The organism is Acidovorax sp. KPB24-07, from assembly GCF_057543315.1.
In genome coordinates this window covers 1-23,905 of record NZ_BAAJYS010000041.1, presented here as the reverse complement: position 1 = coordinate 23,905, position 23,905 = coordinate 1, and the positions used below count along the sequence as shown (strand labels likewise).

General features: G+C 67.6%; 24 protein-coding genes and 2 pseudogenes. 12 read left to right on the top strand and 14 right to left on the bottom strand.

Going from position 1 to position 23,905, the window contains the following annotated elements; all coding sequences use genetic code 11:
- Positions 1–187 precede the first annotated feature (187 nt).
- Positions 188–713, top strand: a pseudogene (locus tag AC27IQ_RS07720) (gamma carbonic anhydrase family protein).
- Between the two features lie 28 nt (positions 714–741).
- Positions 742–1,731, top strand: a complete 990-nt coding sequence (gene hslO / locus AC27IQ_RS07715; RefSeq protein ID WP_272568048.1) for an Hsp33 family molecular chaperone HslO — start codon at positions 742–744, stop codon at positions 1,729–1,731.
- A 30-nt stretch (positions 1,732–1,761) separates the two neighbouring features.
- Here the strand turns inward: hslO and AC27IQ_RS07710 are convergent, their stop codons facing one another.
- The 7 genes and pseudogenes from AC27IQ_RS07710 to pyrG all read right to left on the bottom strand — a co-directional run bounded on the left by AC27IQ_RS07710 (position 1,762) and on the right by pyrG (position 7,566).
- Positions 1,762–2,328 carry a hypothetical protein gene (locus tag AC27IQ_RS07710; protein WP_487089103.1) on the bottom strand — a complete coding sequence of 189 codons (567 nt, stop codon included), beginning with the start codon at positions 2,326–2,328 and terminating at the stop codon, positions 1,762–1,764.
- A gap of 46 nt (positions 2,329–2,374) precedes the next feature.
- A pseudogene (locus tag AC27IQ_RS07705) lies at positions 2,375–2,654 on the bottom strand (septum formation initiator family protein).
- Between the two features lie 96 nt (positions 2,655–2,750).
- Positions 2,751–4,037 (bottom strand): phosphopyruvate hydratase, encoded by a 1,287-nt coding sequence (gene eno, locus AC27IQ_RS07700; protein WP_487089102.1) that lies wholly within the window; start codon positions 4,035–4,037, stop codon positions 2,751–2,753.
- A 117-nt stretch (positions 4,038–4,154) separates the two neighbouring features.
- Positions 4,155–4,643, bottom strand: coding sequence for a hypothetical protein (locus AC27IQ_RS07695; RefSeq protein WP_284430139.1), 489 nt, complete (start codon positions 4,641–4,643; stop codon positions 4,155–4,157).
- Between the two features lie 55 nt (positions 4,644–4,698).
- Positions 4,699–4,989: a DUF1330 domain-containing protein gene (locus AC27IQ_RS07690; protein WP_272568055.1), complete on the bottom strand. Its 291-nt coding sequence runs from the start codon at positions 4,987–4,989 to the stop codon at positions 4,699–4,701.
- A gap of 3 nt (positions 4,990–4,992) precedes the next feature.
- On the bottom strand, positions 4,993–5,850 hold the full coding sequence (kdsA, locus tag AC27IQ_RS07685) for a 3-deoxy-8-phosphooctulonate synthase (protein ID WP_487089101.1): 858 nt from the start codon (positions 5,848–5,850) through the stop codon (positions 4,993–4,995).
- A 45-nt stretch (positions 5,851–5,895) separates the two neighbouring features.
- Positions 5,896–7,566, bottom strand: coding sequence for a CTP synthase (gene pyrG / locus AC27IQ_RS07680; protein WP_487089100.1), 1,671 nt, complete (start codon positions 7,564–7,566; stop codon positions 5,896–5,898).
- 101 nt (positions 7,567–7,667) lie between these two features.
- Here pyrG and coaBC point away from each other — a divergent pair, with 101 nt between their 5' ends.
- The 4 genes from coaBC to AC27IQ_RS07660 all read left to right on the top strand — a co-directional run bounded on the left by coaBC (position 7,668) and on the right by AC27IQ_RS07660 (position 10,566).
- Positions 7,668–8,888: a bifunctional phosphopantothenoylcysteine decarboxylase/phosphopantothenate--cysteine ligase CoaBC gene (coaBC, locus tag AC27IQ_RS07675; RefSeq protein ID WP_487089099.1), complete on the top strand. Its 1,221-nt coding sequence runs from the start codon at positions 7,668–7,670 to the stop codon at positions 8,886–8,888.
- Between the two features lie 26 nt (positions 8,889–8,914).
- Positions 8,915–9,421 (top strand): hypothetical protein, encoded by a 507-nt coding sequence (locus tag AC27IQ_RS07670; RefSeq protein WP_487089098.1) that lies wholly within the window; start codon positions 8,915–8,917, stop codon positions 9,419–9,421.
- A gap of 9 nt (positions 9,422–9,430) precedes the next feature.
- Entirely contained in the window at positions 9,431–9,877 is a 447-nt protein-coding gene (gene dut, locus AC27IQ_RS07665) for a dUTP diphosphatase (protein WP_487089097.1), read from the top strand.
- 179 nt (positions 9,878–10,056) lie between these two features.
- Positions 10,057–10,566 carry an outer membrane lipoprotein gene (locus AC27IQ_RS07660; RefSeq protein ID WP_272551741.1) on the top strand — a complete coding sequence of 170 codons (510 nt, stop codon included), beginning with the start codon at positions 10,057–10,059 and terminating at the stop codon, positions 10,564–10,566.
- A gap of 93 nt (positions 10,567–10,659) precedes the next feature.
- Here the strand turns inward: AC27IQ_RS07660 and AC27IQ_RS07655 are convergent, their stop codons facing one another.
- Positions 10,660–11,184: an FKBP-type peptidyl-prolyl cis-trans isomerase gene (locus tag AC27IQ_RS07655; protein WP_487089096.1), complete on the bottom strand. Its 525-nt coding sequence runs from the start codon at positions 11,182–11,184 to the stop codon at positions 10,660–10,662.
- Positions 11,185–11,236: 52 nt separating this feature from the next.
- Here AC27IQ_RS07655 and AC27IQ_RS07650 point away from each other — a divergent pair, with 52 nt between their 5' ends.
- The 3 genes from AC27IQ_RS07650 (at position 11,237) to AC27IQ_RS07640 (ending at position 13,418) form a co-directional block, all read left to right on the top strand.
- The gene (locus tag AC27IQ_RS07650) at positions 11,237–12,370 is read left to right on the top strand and encodes a cupin domain-containing protein (protein WP_284395437.1); all 1,134 of its coding nucleotides are present in this window, start codon (positions 11,237–11,239) and stop codon (positions 12,368–12,370) included.
- 46 nt (positions 12,371–12,416) lie between these two features.
- On the top strand, positions 12,417–12,938 hold the full coding sequence (locus AC27IQ_RS07645) for a hypothetical protein (RefSeq protein ID WP_487089095.1): 522 nt from the start codon (positions 12,417–12,419) through the stop codon (positions 12,936–12,938).
- A gap of 204 nt (positions 12,939–13,142) precedes the next feature.
- Positions 13,143–13,418, top strand: coding sequence for a hypothetical protein (locus AC27IQ_RS07640; RefSeq protein WP_487089094.1), 276 nt, complete (start codon positions 13,143–13,145; stop codon positions 13,416–13,418).
- 175 nt (positions 13,419–13,593) lie between these two features.
- Here AC27IQ_RS07640 and AC27IQ_RS07635 read toward each other — a convergent pair whose 3' ends face one another.
- The 6 genes from AC27IQ_RS07635 to AC27IQ_RS07610 all read right to left on the bottom strand — a co-directional run bounded on the left by AC27IQ_RS07635 (position 13,594) and on the right by AC27IQ_RS07610 (position 18,505).
- On the bottom strand, positions 13,594–14,373 hold the full coding sequence (locus AC27IQ_RS07635) for an MBL fold metallo-hydrolase (protein ID WP_487089093.1): 780 nt from the start codon (positions 14,371–14,373) through the stop codon (positions 13,594–13,596).
- A gap of 17 nt (positions 14,374–14,390) precedes the next feature.
- Positions 14,391–15,479 carry an NlpB/DapX family lipoprotein gene (bamC, locus tag AC27IQ_RS07630; protein ID WP_487089092.1) on the bottom strand — a complete coding sequence of 363 codons (1,089 nt, stop codon included), beginning with the start codon at positions 15,477–15,479 and terminating at the stop codon, positions 14,391–14,393.
- 62 nt (positions 15,480–15,541) lie between these two features.
- Positions 15,542–16,435: a 4-hydroxy-tetrahydrodipicolinate synthase gene (gene dapA, locus AC27IQ_RS07625; protein ID WP_487089091.1), complete on the bottom strand. Its 894-nt coding sequence runs from the start codon at positions 16,433–16,435 to the stop codon at positions 15,542–15,544.
- 35 nt (positions 16,436–16,470) lie between these two features.
- A complete protein-coding gene (locus tag AC27IQ_RS07620) occupies positions 16,471–17,019 on the bottom strand; it encodes a class I SAM-dependent methyltransferase (RefSeq protein ID WP_487089104.1) in 549 nt (182 codons plus the stop codon).
- 75 nt (positions 17,020–17,094) lie between these two features.
- Positions 17,095–17,271, bottom strand: coding sequence for a hypothetical protein (locus tag AC27IQ_RS07615; RefSeq protein WP_284430147.1), 177 nt, complete (start codon positions 17,269–17,271; stop codon positions 17,095–17,097).
- A 13-nt stretch (positions 17,272–17,284) separates the two neighbouring features.
- Positions 17,285–18,505 (bottom strand): MFS transporter, encoded by a 1,221-nt coding sequence (locus AC27IQ_RS07610; protein ID WP_487089090.1) that lies wholly within the window; start codon positions 18,503–18,505, stop codon positions 17,285–17,287.
- 137 nt (positions 18,506–18,642) lie between these two features.
- Here AC27IQ_RS07610 and AC27IQ_RS07605 point away from each other — a divergent pair, with 137 nt between their 5' ends.
- The 3 genes from AC27IQ_RS07605 (at position 18,643) to parC (ending at position 23,844) form a co-directional block, all read left to right on the top strand.
- The gene (locus AC27IQ_RS07605; protein ID WP_272568075.1) at positions 18,643–20,625 is read left to right on the top strand and encodes a DNA topoisomerase IV subunit B; all 1,983 of its coding nucleotides are present in this window, start codon (positions 18,643–18,645) and stop codon (positions 20,623–20,625) included.
- A gap of 69 nt (positions 20,626–20,694) precedes the next feature.
- Positions 20,695–21,477, top strand: coding sequence for a lytic transglycosylase domain-containing protein (locus AC27IQ_RS07600; RefSeq protein WP_272568078.1), 783 nt, complete (start codon positions 20,695–20,697; stop codon positions 21,475–21,477).
- A gap of 15 nt (positions 21,478–21,492) precedes the next feature.
- The gene (gene parC / locus AC27IQ_RS07595; protein WP_272568080.1) at positions 21,493–23,844 is read left to right on the top strand and encodes a DNA topoisomerase IV subunit A; all 2,352 of its coding nucleotides are present in this window, start codon (positions 21,493–21,495) and stop codon (positions 23,842–23,844) included.
- The last annotated feature ends 61 nt before the right edge of the window (positions 23,845–23,905 follow it).

Below are 23,905 nucleotides of genomic sequence, written 5' to 3'. Positions count from 1 at the left end.
CGGGGGCGGCGGGGCCCTGCGGGCTGGTCGCGGCCACGCCATGGTCGGCCGCACGCGCGTGCAGGTCCAGGGTGGCGGCGGCTTTGGCCTGGGGGTCTGTCAGGCACAGGGCCTCGAGGGCACGTTGGCGAAGGTCCATCCCTACAATTCTAGGATTCGGCCCCGCTGACAAAAAAAGGAGACCTGGATGGCGCTTTACGAACTCGATGGCATTTCTCCCCGCACCGCGCCGTCGGCGTGGGTGGCGGACAGTGCCGAAGTCATCGGCCACGTCGTGCTGGGCGAGTCGTCCAGCATCTGGTTCGGGGCCGTGCTGCGCGGCGACAACGAGCCGATCACCATCGGCGCCGGCACCAATGTGCAGGATGGCAGCGTGCTGCACTCCGACCCCGGCCAGCCGCTGGTGCTGGGCGAGCGCGTGACGATCGGCCACAAGGTCATGCTGCATGGCTGCACGGTGGGCGACGAATCGCTCATCGGCATCGGCGCGGTGGTGCTCAACGGTGCGAAGATCGGCAGGCATTGCCTCGTCGGCGCCGGCGCGCTGGTGACGGAGGGCAAGGAGTTTCCCGATGGCTCCATGATCATCGGCAGTCCCGCGAAGGCGGTGCGCCAGCTCTCGCCCGAGCAGATCGAGGGCCTGCGCCGGAATGCGCAGACCTACATCGACAACGCCCAGCGCTTTTCGCGCCGGGTTGCGCAAGCTGGCTTGAGCGGCGCCAACATTTCAGGAAAACCAGGGTGTCTGAACTCCACAAGTTTCTTTTCGATGGCCTGCCCGTGCGCGGCATGATCGTGCGCCTCACCGACGCCTGGACCGAGATCCTCGCGCGGCGCGCCGGCAACACCACCTCCGGCGCCTATCCGCCGCCCGTGCGCGAGCTATTGGGCGAGATGGCCGCGGCCGGCGTGCTGATGCAGTCCAACATCAAGTTCAACGGGGCGCTGGTGCTGCAGGTCTTCGGCGACGGCCCCGTCAAGCTGGCGGTGGCCGAGGTGCAGTCGGACCTCAGCCTGCGCGCCACGGCCTCGGTGAACGGCGAAGTGCCGGACGGTGCCCGCCTGAGCGACATGGTGAACGTGGGCGGCGGCGGGCGCTGCGCCATCACGCTCGATCCGAAGGACCGCCTGCCGGGCCGGCAGCCTTACCAGGGCGTGGTGCCGCTGCATGGCGACCACCACGAGAAGATCGAAAAGCTCAGCGACGTGCTGCAGCACTACATGCTGCAGTCCGAGCAGCTGGACACCACGCTGGTGCTGGCCGCCGACGACCAGGTGGCCGCCGGCCTGCTCATCCAGCGCATGCCGATCAAGGGCGAGGGCAACCTGGCTGGCGAGTTGACCCACCGCGAGAACGAGGACCAGATCGGCCACAACGAGGACTACAACCGCATCGCCACCCTGGCGGCCAGCCTGACGCGCGACGAACTGCTGGGCCTGGACGTGGACACCATCCTGCGCCGCTTGTTCTGGGAAGAGAAACTGCTGCGCTTCGTGCCCCAGCAGGGCGTGGACGGCCCGCGGTTCGCCTGCACCTGCAGCCGCGAGCGCGTCAGCAACATGCTGCGCAGCCTGGGGGTGGAAGAGGCCGAGAGCATCCTCGCCGAGCGCGGCGACATCGAGGTGGCCTGCGAGTTCTGCGGCCAGCAGTACCGCTACGACGCGGTGGATGCGGCGCAGATCTTCACTGAGCCCGGCAAGCAATTGCCGGGGCCGTCCAGCGTTCAGTAGCCGCCGGCTGCAAGGCCCGCGGGTCCCGCATCAGCCGCGCAGCGCCGTGAACAGCTTGTGCTCGCACTCGGGGTCGCTGCACTTCTCGCACGACCATGCACGAAGGCGGGCAGGCCGTGCCGGCGCTTCTTGATCAAAAACTGTGGGTTCCGGCGGATCATATGCCCTGGGTGCTATTTTTTTAATAGCATCCAGGACCGCCCGCAGCCGCTCGTTCTCGCTGCCGTACAGCACGCGATAGGCCACGCCGGCCTCGGAAAGCGCCCCGCGCAGGCAGGCATCGAACCGCTCCTGCCCGCAGGGCTGCGGTGTCTGGCCCGAGGCTTTCGAAGGCGTCGCGCCATCCAGTCCGCCGAGCAGCGTGGCTCGGCACGTTGCCGCATGGGTCGCCGCCAGCGCTGCCAGCGCCTGCTGCGCCGCATCTTGCAAGGGGCCCACCGGTGCCTCCAGACAACGCGACACGGCCGCATGTAGCGCAGGGCAGGCATCGACCAAGGCATGCCCCGGCTGCAGGTGCCGTACCACCGCGCGCGCCAAAGCCTCCAGCCCGGTGCCGGGGGCGCCCAGCAGGGCGATGCGGACCGGATCGGCGGCCAAGGGACTCGGGGGGCGGTGGGAATGAACGCTGCAGGGACCTGTCCGCTCAGCGGTGGGTCACCTGCACGTAGATCTCGTTGGGCTTGACCATGCCCAGTTCGTTGCGCGCCTTTTCCTCGACCATGTCCAGGCCTTCGCGCAGGTCGTGCACTTCGGAGGTGAGGCGTTCGTTGGCCTGGCGCGCCTCGGCATTGGCCTGCTTTTTGCGCGGCGATCTTTTCCTTCATTTCCTGCACGTGGTGGACGCTGCCGCGGCCGGACCACAGCTGCGCCTGCACCCCCACGAGGAGGAGGAGCAGCACCAGCGGAACGATGCGGGGACTCATGGCGGGCAGGTCGGGTTGCAGGAAAGGGATCGGTCACCGCCCGTGGCACGGCCCTCACAGAAGGAGGGAGGACCGTGCCACGGCGGTGGGTTCAGGTCAGGGCAGGTTGTAGAACGCAGCGCGGCCGGGGTAGTGGGCGATGTCGCCCAGGTCTTCCTCGATGCGCAGCAGCTGGTTGTACTTGGCGATGCGGTCCGAGCGCGACAGCGAGCCCGTCTTGATCTGGCCCGCGTTGGTGCCCACGGCGATGTCGGCGATGGTGCTGTCCTCGGTCTCGCCCGAACGGTGCGAGATCACGGCCGTGTAGCCGGCGCGCTTGGCCATCTCGATGGCGGCGAAGGTTTCGGTCAGGGTGCCGATCTGGTTGATCTTGATGAGGATCGAGTTGGCGATGCGCTTGTCGATGCCTTCCTTCAGGATCTTGGTGTTGGTGACGAACAGGTCGTCGCCCACCAGCTGCACCTTCTCGCCCAGGCGTTCGGTCAGGTGCTTCCAGCCGTCCCAGTCGCCTTCGGCCATGCCGTCTTCGATGGAGATGATGGGGTACTTGTCCACCCACGCGGCGAGCATGTCGGTCCATTGCTGGGCCGTCAGGCGGATGCCGCCTTCGCCTTCCAGCACGTAGTGGCCGTCCTTGTAGAACTCGCTGGCCGCGCAGTCCAGGGCCAGGGCGATCTGTTCGCCGGCGGTGTAGCCGGCGGCGTCGATGGCCTGCAGGATGAGCTGGATTGCGGCTTCGTGGTTCTCGACGCTGGGGGCGAAACCGCCCTCGTCGCCCACGGCGGTGCTCATGCCGCGGTCGTTGATGATCTTCTTGAGGGCATGGAACACCTCGGCGCCCCAGCGCACGGCTTCGCGGAAGCTCGGCGCACCCACGGGGACGATCATGAATTCCTGCAGATCCAGGCTGTTGTTGGCATGCGCGCCGCCGTTGATGACGTTCATCATCGGCACGGGCAACTGGATGCCGCCCATGCCGCCCAGGTAGCGGTACAGGGGCAGGCCGGACTCTTCAGCAGCGGCGCGGGCCACGGCCATGGAGACCGCCAGCATGGCGTTCGCGCCCAGGCGGCTCTTGTTGTCGGTGCCGTCCAGGTCGATCAGGGTCTTGTCCAGAAAGGCCTGCTCGGAGGCGTCCAGGCCCAGCACTGCCTCGGAAATCTCGGTGTTGATGTGCTCCACGGCCTTGAGCACGCCCTTGCCCAGGTAGCGGCCCTTGTCGCCGTCGCGCAGCTCGATGGCCTCGCGGCTGCCGGTGGACGCGCCCGAGGGCACGGCCGCGCGGCCCATCACGCCCGATTCCAGCAGCACGTCGCATTCGACGGTGGGGTTGCCGCGACTGTCCAGCACTTCGCGACCTACGATATCAACGATGGCACTCATTCAAGGTTCTCCAGTTTTAAAGAATTATCGATTGGCCCCAGGTAGTGCTCTGGCAACGGCAACGACGATCGCTACCATCCTCCGCACTCACCCATGCATGCAGCAAAGGGTGTGGGGCTATAAAAATGGGTCGGGTTTGTATAGGTAGATCGCGGAACCCATGATCAAAAGCACGGTTGCGCTCAATGAGCATGCCAAAACCAGTGGTTTAGGCCATTGCGCGATGCGGACCACCAGCGCGCAGGGGCGCAGTGCCATCCAGGGCGCAGCCAAAAAGGATGCAATCAACAGCAACGTGCAAAACAGGCCGACGCGCTCTGAGAGAGTCAGCAGGGTGAAATCTGAAATGACGAACAAGAAAGAGCCCACCAAAAGCCAGGCAATGGACTCGACTGCTGAAAACCTTGCTCTTGAAGACTCACGCACCCCAGGCCGCGCGAGAAATCGGTACGAGAGAATCAGCGTGCAAGCAAGCAGCGATGGCAAGGAGAGAAACGCAAATGCCATTGCGAAACCGCTGAGCGCACCAATGGCGACATAGATCATTGGAGTAAGCAACAACCCCATCACCACCGAAGACAGCACGACCACTGGAAAGTAAGCCATCGGCTGGTTGCGAGTGCAGCAGATTTGATCAATCAGCAAAATGAAGGTGCTCGGCTCACACGCCTTCCACGCACACCATGCGCATGACGGCCGCGCCTTCGCGGGCCGCCTTGGCCTTCTGGTACTCGGGCGTGTCGTAGAACGCGCGGGCCGCCTCGAAGCTCGGGAACTTCAGAAGCACGGTGCGGCCGGGGTTCCAGTCGCCTTCGAGCACCTCGACCTTGCCGCCGCGGATGCAGACCTCGGCGCCATGCACCTGCATGGCGTGGGTGCTCCACTTCTTGTACTCCTCGTACTGCGTCGGGTTGGTGACGGTGACGGATGCGATGACGTAACCACTGCTCATGGCTCAGGCTCCAAAGTTGTTTTCGAGGAATCCGTTGCGCTTGGTGATGGTGTCCAGCGCCACCAGCGTTTCCAGCAGCGCCTTCATGTGCTTGAGCGGCACGGCGTTGGGGCCGTCCGACAGGGCCTTGGCCGGGTCGGGGTGCGTTTCCATGAAGAGGCCCGCCACGCCCACGGCGACGGCGGCGCGGGCCAGCACCGGGACCATCTCACGCTGGCCGCCGCTGCTCGTGCCCTGGCCGCCCGGCAACTGCACCGAGTGGGTGGCGTCGAACACGACCGGCGCCCCGGTCTCGCGCATGATGGCCAGGCCGCGCATGTCGGACACGAGGTTGTTGTAGCCGAAGCTCGCACCCCGCTCGCAGGCCATGAAGCTGTCCTCGGGCAGGCCGGCTTGCAGCGCGGCGGCGCGGGCCTTGTCGATCACGTTCTTCATGTCGTGCGGCGCGAGGAACTGGCCCTTCTTGATGTTCACCGGCTTGCCCGACTGCGCCACCGCGCGGATGAAGTCGGTCTGGCGGCACAGGAAGGCAGGCGTCTGCAGCACATCGACCACCTTGGCGGCCTCGGTGATGTCGTCCTCGGTGTGCACGTCGGTCAGCACGGGCACGTCCAGGTCGCGCCGGATCTTGGCCAGGATCTCCAGGCCCTTCTCGCGGCCGGGGCCGCGAAAGCTGGTGCCCGACGACCGGTTGGCCTTGTCGAAGCTGCTCTTGAAGATGAACGGAATGCCCAGCGCCGCCGCCGTCTCCTTGAGCTGGCCGGCCACGTCCATCTGCAGTTGCTCGGACTCGATCACGCAGGGGCCCGCGATGAGGAAGAAGCGGTGTTCCAGGCCGACGTCGAAGCCGCAGAGTTTCATGGCAGGGGTTCTTTCTTTTCTCGTCGTTGCTTCGGAAGAAGGCTTTCAGGCCGCCGCGAGGGCTGGCTGCTGGCTCTTTTGGCGCTCCACGGCCGCCTTGATGAATGCGTTGAAGAGCGGGTGGCCGTTCCACGGCGTCGATTTGAATTCGGGGTGGAACTGCACGCCGATATACCAGGGATGCACGCTCTTGGGCAGCTCGACGATCTCGGTGAGCTGCTCGCGCTGCGTGAGCGCCGAGATCACCAGGCCCGCCTTGCGCAGCTGGTCGAGGTAGTTCACGTTGGCTTCGTAGCGGTGGCGGTGGCGCTCGGTGACGATGTTGCCGTAGATCTCGTGCGCCAGCGTGCCGGACGCCACGTCCGAGCTCTGCGCGCCCAGGCGCATGGTGCCGCCCAGGTCGGAGTTCTCGTTGCGCGTCTTGATCGTGCCGTCGGCGTCCTTCCACTCGGTGATCAGGGCGATCACGGGGTGGGGCGTGGCAGGCTCGAACTCGGTGCTGTTGGCGTCCTTGAGACCGGCCACGTGGCGCGCGTACTCGATGGTGGCGACCTGCATTCCCAGGCAGATGCCCAGATAGGGCACCTGGTGCTCGCGGGCATAGCGGGCCGTGCTGATCTTGCCTTCCACGCCCCGCGCGCCGAAGCCGCCGGGCACCAGGATGGCATCGTACTTGGCGAGTTTTTCGGCCGCGTCGGCGGCGCCGATGGTCTCGGAATCGATGTGCTCGATCTTCACGCGCACATGGTTCTTCATGCCGGCGTGGCGCAGCGCCTCGTTCACCGACTTGTAGCTGTCGGACAGGTCCACGTACTTGCCCACCATGGCGATGGTGACCTCGCCCTGTGGATGCTCGGTCTCGTAGACGAGCTGGTCCCAGCGCTTGAGGGTCGTGGGCGGCGTGTTCAGGCGAAGCTTGTCGCAGATCAGGCCGTCCAGGCCCTGCTCGTGCAGCATGCGCGGCACCTTGTAGATGGTGTCCACATCCCACATGCTGATCACGCCCCACTCGGGCACGTTGGTGAACAGCGAAATCTTGCCGCGCTCTTCCTCGGGAATGCGGCGGTCGGCGCGGCACAGCAACGCATCGGGCTGAATGCCGATCTTGCGCAGCTCCTGCACGGTGTGCTGGGTCGGCTTGGTCTTGAGCTCGCCCGCGGCGGCGATCCACGGCAGGTAGGTCAGGTGCACGAAGGCGGCGTTGTTGGGGCCGAGCTTGAGGCTCAGCTGGCGCACCGCTTCCAGGAAGGGCAGGGACTCGATGTCGCCCACCGTGCCGCCGATCTCGACGATGGCCACGTCCACCGCGTCGCCCGTGCTCACGCCGGCGCCGCGCTTGATGTATTCCTGGATTTCGTTGGTGACGTGCGGAATGACCTGCACGGTCTTGCCGAGGTAGTCGCCGCGCCGTTCCTTCTCCAGCACGCTCTGGTAGATGCGGCCCGTGGTGAAGTTGTTGGTCTTTTTCATGCGCGTTTCGATGAAACGCTCATAGTGGCCGAGATCGAGGTCGGTTTCGGCGCCGTCGTCGGTGACGAAGACCTCGCCGTGCTGGAACGGGGACATGGTGCCCGGGTCCACGTTGATGTACGGGTCGAGCTTGATGAGGGTGACTTTGAGGCCCCGCGATTCGAGGATCGCGGCAAGGGAGGCTGAGGCGATTCCCTTGCCCAGGGAAGACACCACACCGCCGGTGACGAAGACAAATTTGGTCATGTCTTTTTTGGTGGTGGGAAATCGGGATTATAGAGGGCGGCCATCAAGGCCCCGGCCAGCGCTTTGCAAGCCCGCAGGCTCCGTCTGCTAAATTGCGCGCCATGAACGAGCTCGCCGGCAAACACATTCTCCTGGGACTCTCCGGCGGCATCGCCTGCTACAAATCGGCCGAATTCGCCCGCCTGCTCATCAAGGCCGGGGCCACCGTGCAGGTCGTGATGACCGAGGCGGCCGCGCAGTTCATGACCCCCGTCACGATGCAGGCGCTGACCGGGCGCATGGTGTACCACTCGCAGTGGGACGCGCGCGAGCCCAACAACATGCCGCACATCAACCTGGGCCGCGAGGCCGACGCGATCGTCATCGCGCCGTGCAGCGCGGACTTCATCGCGCGCCTGGCGCAGGGGCGCTCCGACGAACTGCTGAGCCTGACCTGCCTGGCCCGGCCCATCGACCGCGTGCCGCTGCTGCTCGCCCCCGCCATGAACCGCGAGATGTGGGCGCACCCGGCCACGCAGCGCAACCTGGCGCAGGTCGCGCGCGATGGCGCCGTGGTGCTGGCCGTGGGCAACGGCGACCAGGCCTGCGGCGAAACCGGTGATGGCCGCATGCTGGAGCCGGCCGAACTGCTGGAGGAACTGACGGCGTTCTTCGCGCCCAAGGTGCTGGCCGGCCAGCACGTGCTGGTGACGGCGGGCCCCACGTTCGAGGCCATCGACCCGGTGCGCGGCATCACCAACCGCTCCAGCGGCAAGATGGGCTTTTCCATCGCCCGCGCCGCGCGCGAAGCCGGCGCGCAAGTCACGCTGGTGGCGGGGCCGGTGCACCTGCCCTCACCGCGCGGCGTGCGCCGCGTGGACGTGCAATCGGCACAAAACATGCTCGATGCCGTAGTGGAATATGCCTCGGATGCTACTGTTTTTATAGCAGCCGCTGCCGTGGCCGACTGGCGCCCTGCGCAGGCGGCCCGCCACAAGATCAAGAAGGACGGCTCCGGCGAGGTGCCTGCGCTGGCGTTCGTGGAGAACACGGACATCCTGGCCCAGGTCGCGAAATCCGAGCGCGCGCTCTCGGGGCAATTGTTCTGCGTCGGCTTTGCGGCCGAGAGCGAAGACCTGCTGCGCCACGCCAGCGCCAAGCGCGAGCGCAAGGGCGTGCCGCTGCTGGTGGGCAACATCGGCCCAGCCACCTTCGGGCAGGACGACAACGCGCTGCTGCTGATCGACGCCCAGGGACACCGCGAACTGCCGCGCGCCTCCAAGCGCGAGCTGGCCCGCCAGTTGGTGGCCGAGATCGCCCGGCGCATTGCGGGCGCCGCCTGACATCCCGTCCGAAACCGATCCAACCCGTGCAGCATCCCTTGCGCCCCGAATGGGACACGCCGCCCGACGGCGATTTCGCGAGCTACGTGGAGCGGCTCAGCCGGATGCAGCATCCGGCCCATTCGTTGGCGCCCGGTGAGGAGCCTGGCCACTACGGCGCCCGCCCGAATGTCGTCGGTACGGCTGCGAAAGGCGCAGCCGTGAAGGCGCCCGTCCGCGATGCGGTGACGCGTCAGGCCTCTCTGACGATGCCGGGCGCCCAAGGGCTCCGGCTGTTGCGCCTGGCACGGGCGGTGCTGCTCCTGCTGGTGCTGGCGAAGGCGGTGGCGTGGCTGGCTTTCGCCTGGGGTTCGCTGTTCGGCGTCGTATCGCTCGGCCTGTTGTGGTGGGGCCTGGGCGCGGCCGGGCGCCTGCTGTCCGGCGGCCCGCCATCATCGCCCGGTACCGACCGCGCCGCAGCGCTGCAAACCGTGCTGGAGGCGCTGCGCCAAGCGACGCGCCAGCCCCCGAATTCCCGTTTTCCCAAGAAGTGAATTGAACCTGTGAAGATCGACGTCAAGATTCTCGACCCCCGCATGGCAGCGCAGCTGCCTTCCTACGCCACGCCGGGCAGCGCCGGCCTCGACCTGCGTGCCTGCCTGGACGAGCCGCTCACGCTGCAGCCCAACGCCTGGCAACTGGTGCCCACCGGGATCGCCATCTATCTGAAAGACCCCGGGTATGCCGCGCTGATCCTTCCGCGCTCGGGCCTGGGGCACAAGCATGGCATCGTGCTGGGCAATCTGGTGGGGCTGATCGACAGCGACTACCAGGGCCAGCTCATGGTCAGCGCCTGGAACCGCAGCAACACGGCGTTCACACTCGATCCCATGGAGCGGCTGGCCCAACTGGTCATCGTGCCGGTGGTGCAGGCGCAGTTCAACGTGGTCAGCGACTTTCCCGCCACGCAGCGCGGCGAAGGCGGCTACGGCTCGACGGGCCAGGCCTGAACGGCCTGCCGCGCCATCTGTTTCCGATCTTTTGTAGGCCGGCGCCGACATGGCTGCCAGTATCTGTCTTGCCTGCCGGGCCGCGATTGCCCGTCGGGTTCCGGGGTGGGCTGCATGGTGCAATCCGCTTCACGTCAAAGGCTTTGAAGGCCTGCGCATCGCTCTGAAGGAGAACTCTCATGTCCCGTTTCATCCGCTCCGCCACCCTGGCAGGTTCCGTCGCCCTGGTGACCCTGCTCTCGGCCTGCGCCCAGCAACCGCGCTATTCCAACAACTACCCCGCCCAGCCCCAGCCGGGCTATTCCTCCTACCCCGCTGCGCAGAACCAGAACCAGAACGGCACCGAGTTCGGCGTGGTCTCCAACATCGAAACCCTGCATGCGCGCAACCGCGGCACCAGCGGCGCGGGTGCCGTGCTGGGCGCGGTGGCCGGCGGCGTGCTGGGCAACCAGGTGGGCAAGGGTAGCGGCCGCGCCGCAGCCACCGTGCTGGGTGCTGTGGGCGGCGGTGTAGTGGGTAACCAGATCGAAGGCCGCACCGGCAACAACAATGACGGCCAGGCCGAGGGCTACCGCCTGACGATCCAGCTGGATCAGGGCGGCCAGCGCGTCTATGACGTGACCACGCCAGGCGACCTGCGTACCGGCGACCGCGTGCGCCTGTATGGCGGCCAGATCTCGCGCATCTGACCTGCCATGCTCTCGTCGCCTGCCGCGCACGCGTGGCAGGCAACCCATGCAAAACGGGCCCCTCGGGGCGTTTTGCATGGGTCGATGAATCGGTCAGTGAAGGGTGGGTGCATCCGCCGCGGGCGGCTGGATGCGGAAGAAGCCGGTGCCGGCCGAGCCGCGGCCGATCTCTTCCTCAGTTGCCTCTCGCACGCTTTGCACGGTGAGGTGCAGGCGCAGCGCGATGCCGGCCAGCGGGTGGTTGCCGTCGAGCACGATGTGCTCCGAGTAGATCTGGGCCACGGTGTACAGCACGTCGCGCGGGGCCGCCGGGTTGGTGCCCTGCGGCAGCGCGCTGCCTTCGACCGTCATGCCTTCTTCCAGGTCGGCGGGAAAGAGGTTGCGCGGTTCGAGGAACAGCAGCTGGTCCTGGTAGTCGCCGAAGGCTTCCTCCGGCTCCAGGTGCAGCGACAGCGACGTGCCCGCGGCATGGCCCTGCAGGGCCTCTTCGATGCGCGCGAGCAGATCGTCGCCGCCGACGAGAAACTCCACCGGCTCATCGAGCACGTCCAGTTCCTCGCCCAGGGTGTCTTTCAGGATCCAGGTCAAAGCGACCACACATTGTTGGTTGATTTCCATAGGAGAATTGTCGCAGTTCGACCCTCGTCCGCGCACGCGGCATCAATTCCCCATGGATGTTCAACAACCTCTGGCGCTGCTGGGCGGGCTCACGCCGGCGCAGTTCATGCGCCGCCACTGGCAGAAAAAGCCCCTGCTGGTTCGCCAGGCCATCGCCGCGTTCGACCCGCCGGTGCAACGTGCCGAATTGTTCGCGCTCGCCGCGCAAGAGGGCGTCGAATCGCGCCTCGTGCAGCACAAGGCCGGCGCGTGGAAGCTGCGCCACGGCCCTTTCGCGCGCCGTTCGCTGCCGCCGCTCACCACGCGCGAGTGGACGCTGCTGGTGCAGGGCGTCGATCTGCATGACGACGCGGTGCATGCGCTGATGGAGCAGTTTTGCTTCGTGCCGCGCGCGCGGCTCGACGACCTGATGATCAGCTATGCCTCCGATGGCGGCGGCGTTGGACCGCATTTCGACAGCTACGACGTCTTCCTGCTCCAGGCCCAGGGGCGTCGGCGCTGGCGCATCGGCCGGCAGAAGGACCTCACGCTGCGCGAGGGCATTCCGCTCAAGGTGCTGGCGCAGTTCGAGCCCGAGCAGGAGTTCGTGCTCGAGCCCGGGGACATGCTCTACCTGCCGCCGCGCTATGCGCACGATGGCATCGCCGAAGGCGAATGCATGACCTACTCCATCGGGTTCCGTTCCCCCGCCCGCAACGGGATCGCGCAGGAGTTGCTGTCGCGCCTGGCCGATGATGCCGCCGATGACGATGCGCCACCCCAGCTGTACCGCGATCCGTCACAGGCCGCGGTGGCGCAGCCGGGCGAGATTCCCCCGGCGCTGCAGGCCTTTGCCCGCCAGGCGCTGGAGCGCGCCCTGTCCGAGCCGCTGGCCCTGGAGCGCGCCCTGGGCGAGAGCCTGACCGAGCCCAAGCCCAACGTGTGGTTCGAGCCCGGGGCGGTGGGCGGCCTGCTGGAAGGCGTTCAATTGGACCGCCGCACCCGCATGGTGTATGACGCGCGCCATGTGTTCATCAACGGCGACAGCTACCTGGCGGCAGGCCGCGACGCCACCCTCATGCGCCGGCTGGCCGATGAGCGCGTGCTGCGACCCCGCGATCTCGCGCGCGCCAGCGACGATGCGCTGGAGCTGTTGTCTTCCTGGTGCGAAACGGGTTGGGCGCACGCCTGGTCGCCACCTGATTGATGGACCTTTGAACGCGCAAAGGCGCAGTCACCTTAAGGAGCCACCGATGTCCGATGCATCCCCCCGCCATCCCGAAGCGGCCGTCGCACTGCCCGCCGGGCGTTTCAACGGCCGGGAAGACTTTCGCCAATGGGTGCGCGACGCGTTGGCTTGCGCGGCTCGGGAAGGCTGGAACGAGATCGTGCTGAGCGACTTCGACTTTCATGATTGGCCGCTTGGCGAGCGCGAGGTGATCGATTCGCTGCAGTCCTGGGCGCGCCGCGGGCGCCGCCTCACGGTGCTGGCCGGAACGTATGAAGAAATGGTGCGGCGCCACGCGCGCTTCGTGCATTGGCGGGGCGTGTGGGACCATGTGATCGAATGCCGCCGCGCGCCCACGGCAGACCGCCTGGAACTGCCCAGCGTGCTCTGGTCCGATGCCTGGGTGCTGCAACGGTTGGACCCCGAGCGCTGCGCCGGCGTGGCAGGCCGCGAGCCCGAGCGCCGCCTGCTGGCGCGCGAGGCCCTCAACGAATGGCTGCTGCGCAAGAGTTCACCGGGGTTCCCGGCGACCACGCTGGGACTGTGAATAATGCGCTCCCCATTTTTGCGATTTACCGAAGAGAAACAAAACGTCCCGTCGGTGTTAGTCTGTATTGACGGAATCTCCCTATAATTTGCGGTTGAAGTAAAAAAGGCGCCCCTGAGCGCCAAGCACCGCCAAAGAGCACGCTGCAAGAGGGCGCCAATGGCGGCAATTCCAATATCCGTCTGTCCAATAGGAAAAACTGAAATGAAGAACTCTCTCGTTCTGGCTGCCCTGGTCGCCTCCGTCGCTCTCGCCGCTTGCGGCAAGAAGGAAGAAGCCGCTGCGCCTGCACCGGCTCCCGCTCCTGTGGAAGCACCAGCACCGGCTCCCGCTCCCGTGGTGACGCCTGCTGCTTCCGACGCAGCCCCTGCCGTGACCGCTCCCGCATCCGACGCTGCTTCCGCTCCCGCAGGCGACGCTGCCAAGGCCGCTGCCGATGCTGCTGCAGCAGCCGCTGCCGGCGCTTCCACCGCCAAGTAAGCGATCGCTCCAACCGGCTTCGGCACACCGTGCCGGAGTCTGGCAAAAAGCCCCGTACCACCAGGTCGGGGCTTTTTTTATTGGGCGGGCCGTTTTGGCTGGTTTCGAAGGGGTACGAAATGCGAGATGCCTTGCGGACCTCAAGGCGTTACCAAGTCCGCGGCCTGCCGAAAGATCAGCCGCAGGCGATCCAGTCGGAGCCGGTGACCGGGCTGGCCACGTCCACGCGCGAGGTTTCCCACCCCAAGGCCGAGGCCAGCGCGGCCTGGGCCAGTTCGGGGCGGTTGTTCTGCGCGCTGAGGTGGGCCGCCACCACGCGGCTCAGCCCCGTGTGCTGCATGGCCCGCAGGATGTCGGCGGCCACGGTGTTGGCCAAGTGGCCGTAGAGGCCGCTGATACGGCGCTTCAGGAACGCCGGGTAGCTGGAGACGGCGAGCAGATCGGGGTCGTGGTTGGATTCCAGCAGCAGCGCATGGCAGCCTTTGAGGTGGGCCAGCACATGGTCGGTGGCATGGCCCAGGTCGGTCAGCAGGCCGATGTGCGTCGCGCCATCGCTGCAGCGCAGCTGGAGCGGCTCGCGGGCGTCGTGCGGCACGGTGAATGGCAGGGCTTCGAACGCGCCCAGATCGATGGGCAGGCCATCCTGTGCGATGTTCAGCAGCCCGTCCAGTTCGGGCGCGCCGATGGCCGCGTAGGTGCCATGGCTCATCCAGACCGGAATGCGGTGCCTGAGCGCCAGTTTTTCCATGCAGCCCACGTGGTCCGAATGCTCGTGGGTGATGAACAGGGCGTCGAGGTCATCGATCGACAGCCCGGCAGCGGCCAGGCGCGATGCCAGTTGCCGCGGCCCCAGCCCGCAGTCGATGAGCAACCGCCGCACCTGCGTGCCGCAGCGCCCCTCCACCACCGTGGCGTTGCCCGAACTGCCGCTGCCCAGGTTCTTGAAACGCAGCACGCAGTCCCGGGCCCGGATTACTTCAGGTCGTCCGTCAGCACGCGCACGATGCGCTCGGCGTTGGCCGACGTCTCGGGCGCACCGGCGGCGTTCAGGACGGACACCGTGCTCTTGTTCTCGGCGCTGCGCACCACGACGCGGTACTTGACCGGTGCCGCAGCATCCGACGAGCGGCCCAGCAGCTTGCCGAAGAAACCGGGGTCCTTCTTCTCGGTGGGCTCGACGTAGCGCACGAAATAGATGCCCTGGGCACGGTCGCGGTCTTCCACGGTGAAGCCGGTGCGGTCGAGCGCTAGGCCCACGCGGCGCCATGCACGGTCGAAGTTCTCGTCCAGTTCCACGACGGGCACATTGCCCTGGCGCGCCATGCGGGCCGTGGGCACTTGCTGTGCGGGCGCGGCGGCGATGGCGCGGGACTGTTCCTGGCTCACCCCCAACTTGACCATCAGTCGGCGAAGGAATTCGGTTTCCAGTTCCGGATCGACCGGGCGGGGCTGCCACACGGTGCTTTCCTTCTGGGCGGAGGTGTAGACCTCGACCATGCCGCGGTGGCTGATGAAGATTTCGGTGCTGCCATTGGGGCCGCGCTCCAGGCGGGTGCGGAACTTGTCGCGCTCGCCGGTGGAGTAGACCGAGTCGAACATCTTGCCGATGGTGGAGCGGATGATGTCCTGCGGCAGCTTGGCGCGGTTCTCGGCCCAATCGGTTTCCATGATGCCGAGGTTGGCCTGGTCCTGCGCCAGCACGAAGCCGTTCTCGGTCCAGAAGTCGCGCACCGGGTCCCACAGGACGTCAGCGGGGCGGCTCACGACCAGCCAGCGCTGGTTGCCGTCGCGCTCGATGCGCACGTCGCCGATGTTGCGCGTGGCTGCGTTCACGGCGCCCACGGGCTTTTGCGACTGGCCGGCCTCGAAGGCGGCCGCCGACACCACGCCACCCGGCACGGCGTAGCGCGAGTCGCGCGAGATCTGGTTCAGGTCCGGCGGCACTTCGAGCGTCGCGCCCTTGGTGGCGCTCTTGTAGTCGATCTTGTCGCTCTCCAGGACGGAGCAGGCGGACAGGGCCATGGCAAGGCCCAGCAGGCCCAGGCGGTTGATAGCGTTCACGCGGAAATCCTCTTTGGTGTCTGGGGAGAGCGGGGCAGGCAAGGCGGCAGGCTTTGATGGATTTACAGCAGGCCGCTGGCGCGGAGGGCGGCTTCCACCACGGCTTCGTTGCCTTGGCTCAGCGGGGTCATGGGCAGGCGCATCGCGCCGCCGCACCGGCCCAGGCGGTGCATGGCCCACTTCACCGGAATCGGGTTGGCTTCGACGAACAGCTGCTTGTGGGTGGGCATGAGCTGGAACTGGATTTCCATGGCGCGGCGCACATCGCCTGCCAGCGCGGCCACGCACAGTTCGTGCATGAGGCGTGGCGCCACGTTGGCGGTCACGCTGATGTTGCCCTGGCCGCCGCACAGCATGAGCGCCACGGCCGTCGGATCGTCGCCGGAATACACGGCAAAGCCCTTGGGCACGTCGCGGATCAGCCACTGCGCGCGTTCGATGTTGCCGGTGGCTTCCTTGATGCCGATGATGCCGGGCACCTGCGCCAGGCGCAGCACGGTGTCGTGCAGCATATCGGCCACGGAGCGGCCGGGCACGTTGTACAGCACGATGGGCAGGTCGCCCACCGCTTCGGCGATGGCCTTGAAGTGCTGGTACTGGCCCTCTTGCGTGGGCTTGTTGTAGTAGGGCACGACCTGCAGTTGCGAGTCGGCACCGACCTTCTTGGCGAAGCGGGCCAGCTCGATGGCCTCGGCCGTGGAGTTGGCGCCGCAGCCGGCCATGATGGGCACGCGCTTGGCGGCCTGCTCGACGGCCACGCGGATGATTTCGCAGTGTTCTTCGACGCTCACCGTGGGCGACTCGCCGGTGGTGCCCACCACGCCGATGCAGTCGGTGCCTTCGGCGACGTGCCAGTCGATCAGTTGGCGCAGGGTGGGGTAGTCCACGCTGCCGTCCTCGTGCATGGGGGTGACGAGGGCGACGATGCTGCCGGTGAGAGAGCTGGGAGGGGTCATGTCCGCGGTGGAAAACGGGTAAAGGAGCATTCTAACTAGAGCGGCGGTGCGAGCCGGTGGCGTGCCGGTGCGGCCCCCTCTTGCAGCCGGACCGCGGCGATGCGCTGGACGAATCGCTCCGGTGCATCGAGGAAGCCATCTTCATAGGCCACCGTGCACAGACCCGCGCAGGCCTGCAGCAGTTCCCCGGGCCGCAAGAGAAAGTCCGGCCGGGCCGGGCGGCCGACGGTTTCGTTGCCCGCGGCGAAGGTTTCGTACAGCAGCACGCCGCCGGGCGCGACGCTGGCCACCAGCGTGGGCAGGAGCGGCCGCCACAGGTACCGGGTGACGACCACGGCGCCGAAGGTGCGGCCCGCCAACGGCCAGGGCCCGGCTTCGATGTCCGCGCAGAGGATTTCGCCCAGCCCCCGCAACGGGGCCAGCGCGTCGGGGTTGCGGTCCACCCCGGTCACGGGATGTCCGCGCCCGTGGAGCCAGCGCAGGTGCCGGCCGCTGCCGCAGGCCACGTCCAGCACGCTGGCGCCGGGCGGCAGGAGATGGGCCCAGCGCCGGACCCATTCCGAAGGCGGCTCAAGGCCGTGAATGGCTGGCATTTGCTATGAAAATAATAGCATTCAAGGCAATGAAATCGCCGGCATGAAGGCGATTTGGCGCCATCGTCAGAAGCAGGCCCACAGCTGGTCGGCCATCATCACCACGAAGTCCGGCTCCGCATACAGGAGGAACACGGCGGCCAGCAGCACCGCGCCGGCGGCGCCCCAGGCCCACGCCCGGTGGGCGCGAGCTGGGCGCGCGGTGCGGGCAGGGCCCGGCGAGGGGTGCGGGGTGGGCGGCATGTTCCGGCGCTTTTCAGGCGGAGGCCGGTTGCGGCGCCCGGTGGATCGGGCTTTCCTTGACCGGCAGGTTCACCAGTCCGGCCAGCACGCCCAGGCCGATGGCCAGGTACCAGACCAGGTCGTAGCTGCCGGTGGTGTCGTACAGGTAGCCCCCCAGCCAGACGCCCAGGAAGCTGCCGATCTGGTGGCTGAAGAACACGAACCCGCCCAGCATGGACAGGTGCTGCACGCCGAAGATCTGCGCCACCGTGGCGTTGGTGGGCGGGATGGTGGACAGCCACAGCACGCCCATCACCGCCGAGAACACGTACACCGACAGCGGCGACAGCGGCACCAGCAGGAACACGCTGATCGCCACGGCCCGGGCGAAGTAGATGAAGGCGAGGATGTAGCGCTTGGGATTGCGCTGGCCCAGCGTGCCGGCGATGTACGTGCCGAACACGTTGAACAGACCGATCAGCGCCAGCGCGTAGCTGGCCACCTGCGGCGACATGCCGTGGTCCTTGAGGTAGCTGGGCATGTGCACGCCGATGAACACCACCTGGAAGCCGCAGACGAAGTAGCCCGCCGTCAGCATCAGGAAGCTCGGGTAGCGCAGCGCCTCGCCCATGGCCTGGCCCACCGTCTGCGAGCGCGGGGTGGTGGTGCGGCTTCGAAAGCCCGGCTCGCGCAGGCCGAAGGCCAGCGGCACGATCAGCAGCACCATGGCCGAGAGCACCAGCAGCGCCTCCTGCCAGCCCAGGCGCACGATGAGCTGGCCCTCCACCGGCACCATCAGGAACTGCCCGAACGAGCCGGCCGCCGCCGCCACGCCCATGGCCCAGGAACGCCTCTCCGGGGCGATCTGCCGGCCCAGCACGCCGTAGATGACCGCATAGGTGGTGCCCGCCTGCGCCGCGCCGATCAGCACGCCCGCGGTCAGGGCGAAGAGCGCCGGCGTGGGCGACAGGGCCATGCCGACCAGGCCCAGTCCATACAGCACGGCTCCGCCGATCAGCACGCGGAAGGCGCCGAACCGGTCGGCCGCCATGCCCGCGAAGATGCCAAAGCAGCCCCAGGCGAGGTTCTGCACCGCGATGGCCAGCGCGAACGACTGGCGGGTCCAGCCCATGTCCTGGGTGATGGGCTGCAGCCACAGCCCGAAGCCGTGGCGGATGCCCATGGACAGCGTGACGATGGCGGCGCCACACGCCAATACCTGGGCCATGGACAATTTCTGGGGGTCTTGAGGCATCCGGCAAATGTAGCCAAAGCGGCGCATTCGCGTGCACGCCTTCGCGACCCATTCCACCGCGGGCATCGGCGGCGGGTAAAAAGAGGGCTGGGTTTATATCCAGCCCATCCGGTCCTGCGGCACTACAATCCGCCCCCATGGCAGCCAAACCCTCCTCCACCCCGCCAAGCGAATACTCCGAAGGCTCGATCCGCGTCCTCAAGGGACTGGAACCCGTCAAGCAGCGTCCGGGCATGTACACCCGCACCGACAACCCGCTGCACATCATCCAGGAAGTGCTGGACAACGCGGCCGACGAGGCGCTCGCCGGCCATGGCAAGAAGATCAAGGTCACGCTGCACGCCGACGGCTCGGTCAGCGTGGAAGACGACGGCCGCGGCATCCCGTTCGGCCTGCACCCCGAAGAAAAGGCCCCGGTGATCGAACTCGTGTTCACCCGCCTGCACGCGGGCGGCAAGTTCGACAAGGGCTCGGGCGGCGCCTATAGCTTCTCGGGCGGCCTGCACGGCGTGGGCGTCTCGGTGACCAATGCGCTGGCCCTGCGTCTGGAGGCCAGCACCCACCGCGAGGGCAAGGTGGCCCGCCTGGTGTTCGAAGGCGGCGACGTGACCGAGCCGCTGGTGGCCCGACCGCTGGCCGCCGGTGAGCGCAAGCAGGGCACCACGGTGCGCGTGTGGCCCGACGGCAAGTACTTCGAGGCGACCGCGCTGCCCATGGGCGAGCTCACGCACCTGCTGCGCAGCAAGGCGGTGCTGATGCCCGGCGTGTCGGTCTCCCTCGTGAACGAGAAGACGCGCGAGACGCAGACCTGGCAGTACAAGGGCGGCCTGCGCGACTACCTCGGCCAGACCTTGAACGCCGACCCGGTGATCCCGCTGTTCGAGGGCGAAGGCTTCGCCGACCGGCACCACGAGAGCTTCGCCGAAGGCGAGGGCGCCGCCTGGTGCGTGGCCTTCACCGAGGACGGCCACCCGGTGCGCGAGAGCTACGTCAACCTGATCCCCACCAGCGCGGGCGGCACGCACGAAAGCGGCCTGCGCGACGGCCTGTTCAATGCCGTCAAAAGCTTCATCGAACTGCATTCGCTGCTGCCCAAGGGCGTCAAGCTGCTGCCCGAGGACGTCTTCGCCCGCGCCAGCTACGTGCTGTCGGCCAAGGTGTTGGACCCGCAGTTCCAGGGCCAGATCAAGGAGCGGCTGAATTCCCGCGACGCGGTGCGGCTGGTGAGCGGCTTCGTGCGCCCGGCGCTCGAGTTGTGGCTGAACCAGCACGTCGACTATGGCAAGAAGCTGGCCGAGCTGGCCATCAAGGCCGCGCAGACGCGCCAGAAGGCCGGCCAGAAGGTCGAAAAGCGCAAGGGCTCCGGCGTGGCCGTGCTGCCCGGCAAGCTCACCGACTGCGAGAGCCGCGACTTGGCGCACAACGAGGTCTTCCTGGTCGAGGGCGACTCGGCCGGCGGCAGCGCCAAGATGGGCCGCGACAAGGAAAGCCAGGCCATCCTGCCGCTGCGCGGCAAGGTGCTCAACACCTGGGAGGTGGACCGCGACCGGCTCTTCGGCAACACCGAGATCCACGACATTTCCGTGGCCATCGGCGTGGACCCGCACGGACCCAATGATTCGCCCGACCTCTCGGGCCTGCGCTACGGCAAGGTCTGCATCCTGTCCGATGCCGACGTGGACGGCTCGCACATCCAGGTGCTGTTGCTCACCCTGTTTTTCCGCCATTTTCCGAAGCTCATCGAGACCGGCCACATCTACGTGGCACGCCCGCCGCTGTTTCGAGTGGACGTGCCGGCGCGCGGCAAGAAGCCGGCCTCCAAGATGTATGCGCTGGACGAGGGCGAGCTGGTGGCCATTCTCGACAAATGCGCCAAGGACGGCGTGGCGCGCGAGAAGTGCCAGATCAGCCGCTTCAAGGGCCTGGGCGAGATGAACGCCGAGCAGCTGTGGGAAACCACGCTCAACCCCGACACGCGCCGCCTGCTGCCCGTGCAGCTGGGCGACATGGACTTCGCCGCCACCGAGGGCCTCATCACCAAGCTGATGGGCAAGGGCGAGGCCGCCGCGCGCCGCGAACTGATGGAACTGCACGGCGACGCCGTGGAAGTGGACATCTGAGCCATGGCCTGGCGCGACCGGTTCGGACGTTCGGGCCTTTCAGGCCTCTGGCGCATGGTTTGCGCCGGCATGCTGCTATTGTTTTTGCAGCAAACGGCGCGCGCCGACCTGTGGGCCTATGTGGATGAGCGCGGCGTGACCCACTTCGCGGCCGAGCAGGTGGACGGGCGCTACGGGCTGTTCTTTCGCGGCAACGATTTCGACTCCACCCGCGACGGCCCGGCGGCGGCATCCGCGGGCGCCACCGCGGCCACGCCGTCCGGTGCCCGGCTGCTGGCGTTCTTCGACATCTCCCCCGACTACAAGCGCGTCAAGCACCACCTGCGCGCATCGGCCAGCCAGAACGGCGTGGACTATGAACTGCTGCAGGCATTGATCGCCACCGAATCGGGCTTCGACGCGCGCGCCGTATCGCCCAAGGGCGCGGTGGGACTGATGCAGCTCATGCCGGCCACGGCGTCCCGCTTCGGCGTGGCGGGCGAGGCGCGCCGCTCGGTGGAGCAAAAGCTCACCGAACCGGCGATCAATGTGTCGGCCGGCACGCGCTACCTGCGGCACCTGCTGGACCTCTTCGATGGCCGCACCGACCTGGCGCTGGCCGCCTACAACGCGGGCGAGGGCGCCGTGCAGCGCGCCGGCAACCGCATTCCGGCCTACCGCGAAACGCAGAACTACGTGAAAAGCGTGCTGGGCCTGTATGCCCAGCTCAAGCCCCCGGCACCGCTGCTGGCCCACCGGGCCACGCCGGGCCGCGTGCGCATGGAACTGGGCGCCGGTTCCGATGACACCCCATCCCAAAGCGCTGCGGCCGGCCTGCCGGCCCGCACCGTCGGCGCCCCGCGCGCCCCTTGACCTTCGATTTCCCGAATGAGCGACCAAACCCCTCTCGATCTTTCCCCGCCCGAATCGGACGACAGCCTGGGCCTGGCCGGCTACGCCCAGCGCGCCTACCTGGAGTACGCCCTGTCCGTGGTCAAGGGCCGCGCGCTGCCCGACGTGTGCGACGGCCTCAAGCCCGTGCAGCGCCGCATCCTCTACTCCATGGACCGCATGGGCCTGGGGTATTCGGGCCCGACCCGCAACGTGGCGGCCAAGCCGGTCAAGAGCGCCCGCGTGGTGGGCGACGTGCTGGGCCGTTTCCACCCCCACGGCGACCAGTCGGCCTACGACGCGCTGGTGCGCCTGGCGCAGGACTTCAACCAGCGCTACCCGCTGATCGATGGCCAGGGCAACTTCGGCAGCCGCGACGGCGATGGCGCCGCGGCCATGCGCTACACCGAGGCGCGGCTGTCGCGCATCACCAGCCTGCTGCTCGACGAGATCGACGAGGGCACGGTTGATTTCATGCCCAACTACGACGGCAGCACGCAGGAGCCGCGCCAGCTGCCCGCGCGCCTGCCGTTCGCGCTGCTCAACGGCGCCAGCGGCATCGCGGTGGGCCTGGCGACCGAAATCCCGAGCCACAACCTGCGCGAGATCGCCGATGCCTGCGTGGCGCTCATCAAGGCGCCGCAGCTGTCCGAGGCGGAGCTGATGGCCATCGTGCCCGGGCCGGACTACCCCGGCGGCGGCCAGATCATCAGCACGGCGGGCGACATCGCCGACGCCTACCGCACGGGGCGCGGCAGCCTCAAGGTGCGCGCGCGCTGGAAGATCGAAGACCTCGCGCGCGGCCAGTGGCAGCTCATCGTGACCGAGCTGCCGCCCGGCGTCAGCACGCAGAAGGTGCTGGAGGAGATCGAGGAAATCACCAACCCCAAGGTCAAGGCCGGCAAGAAGGCCCTGTCGCAGGACCAGGTGCAGCTCAAGGGCAGCGTGCTGGCCGTGCTCGATGCCGTGCGCGACGAGTCCAGCAAGGACGCGCCGGTGCGCCTGGTGTTCGAGCCCAAGACCGGCAAGGTGCCGCAGCAGGAACTGATCACCACGCTGCTGGCGCACACCAGCCTGGAGACCTCCTCGCCCATCAACCTGACCATGGTGGGGCTGGATGGCAAGCCAGTGCAGAAGTCGCTGCGCAAGATGCTGGAGGAATGGATCGCCTTTCGCCAGGGCACCATCGTGCGGCGCTCGCAGCACCGCCTGGGCAAGGTGCTGGACCGCATCCACATCCTCGAAGGGCGGCAGATCGTGCTGCTCAACATCGACGAGGTGATCGCCATCATCCGCGCGAGCGACGAGCCCAAGGCGGCGCTGATCGCGCGCTTCGCGCTGTCGGACCGGCAGGCCGAGGACATCCTGGAAATCCGCCTGCGCCAGCTGGCGCGGCTGGAGGCCATCAAGATCGAGCAGGAGCTGAAGGAGCTGCGCGCCGAGCAGGGCAAGCTGGAGGACATTCTGGGCAACCCCGGTTCGCTGCGGCGCCTGATGATCCGGGAGATCGAGGCCGACGCCAAGACCTTCGCCGATGCGCGCCGCACGCTCATCCAGGCCGAGAAGAAGGCCATCGCGGAGGTGCGCGTGGTGGACGAGCCCGTGACCGTGGTCGTCTCGCAAAAGGGCTGGGTGCGCGCGCGCAGCGGCCATGGGCACGAGCCGGGCAGCTTCGCCTTCAAGGCGGGCGACGGCCTGTATGCCACCTTCGAATGCCGCACGGTCGACACGCTGCTGGCCTTCGGCAGCAACGGCCGGGTGTACTCGGTGGCGGTGTCGCTGCTGCCCGGCGCGCGCGGCGATGGCCAGCCGGTCACCACGCTCATCGAGCTGGAGTCGGGCACGCAGCTGCTGCATTATTTCGCCGGGCCGGCGGTCGCCACGCTGCTGCTGGCGGGCTCGGGCGGCTACGGCTTCCTCGCCTCGGTCGAGAACATGACGGCGCGCCAGCGGGGCGGCAAGGCCTTCCTCTCGCTGGGCGAGGGCGAGACCGTGTGCCGCCCGTCCCACGCCTGGGGCACCAGTGGCGCGCAACTGCTGGCGCCGGCCACGCACGTGGCCTGCGCATCGGCGGGCGGACGCATCCTGACCTTCGAGATCGGCGAGCTCAAGACCATGGCCAACGGCGGCCGGGGCCTGATGCTGATCGACCTGGAGCCGAAGGACACGCTGGCGGGCGCAGTGGCGTACACGCGCAGCATCCGCCTGGAAGGCCTGGGGCGCGGCGGCAAGGAGCGCGAGGAGACGCTGGAGATCCGTTCGCTGAACAACGCCCGCTCGCCGCGCGGGCGCAAGGGCAAGGCCGCCGATCTGGGCTTCAAGCCGTCGGCGGTGTTCCGGGTCGAATAACCCCCCGGTCGCCGCGCAGCCGCCCAGCGGCCCGCGGCGACGGGGCGCTGGGGCTCCTCAG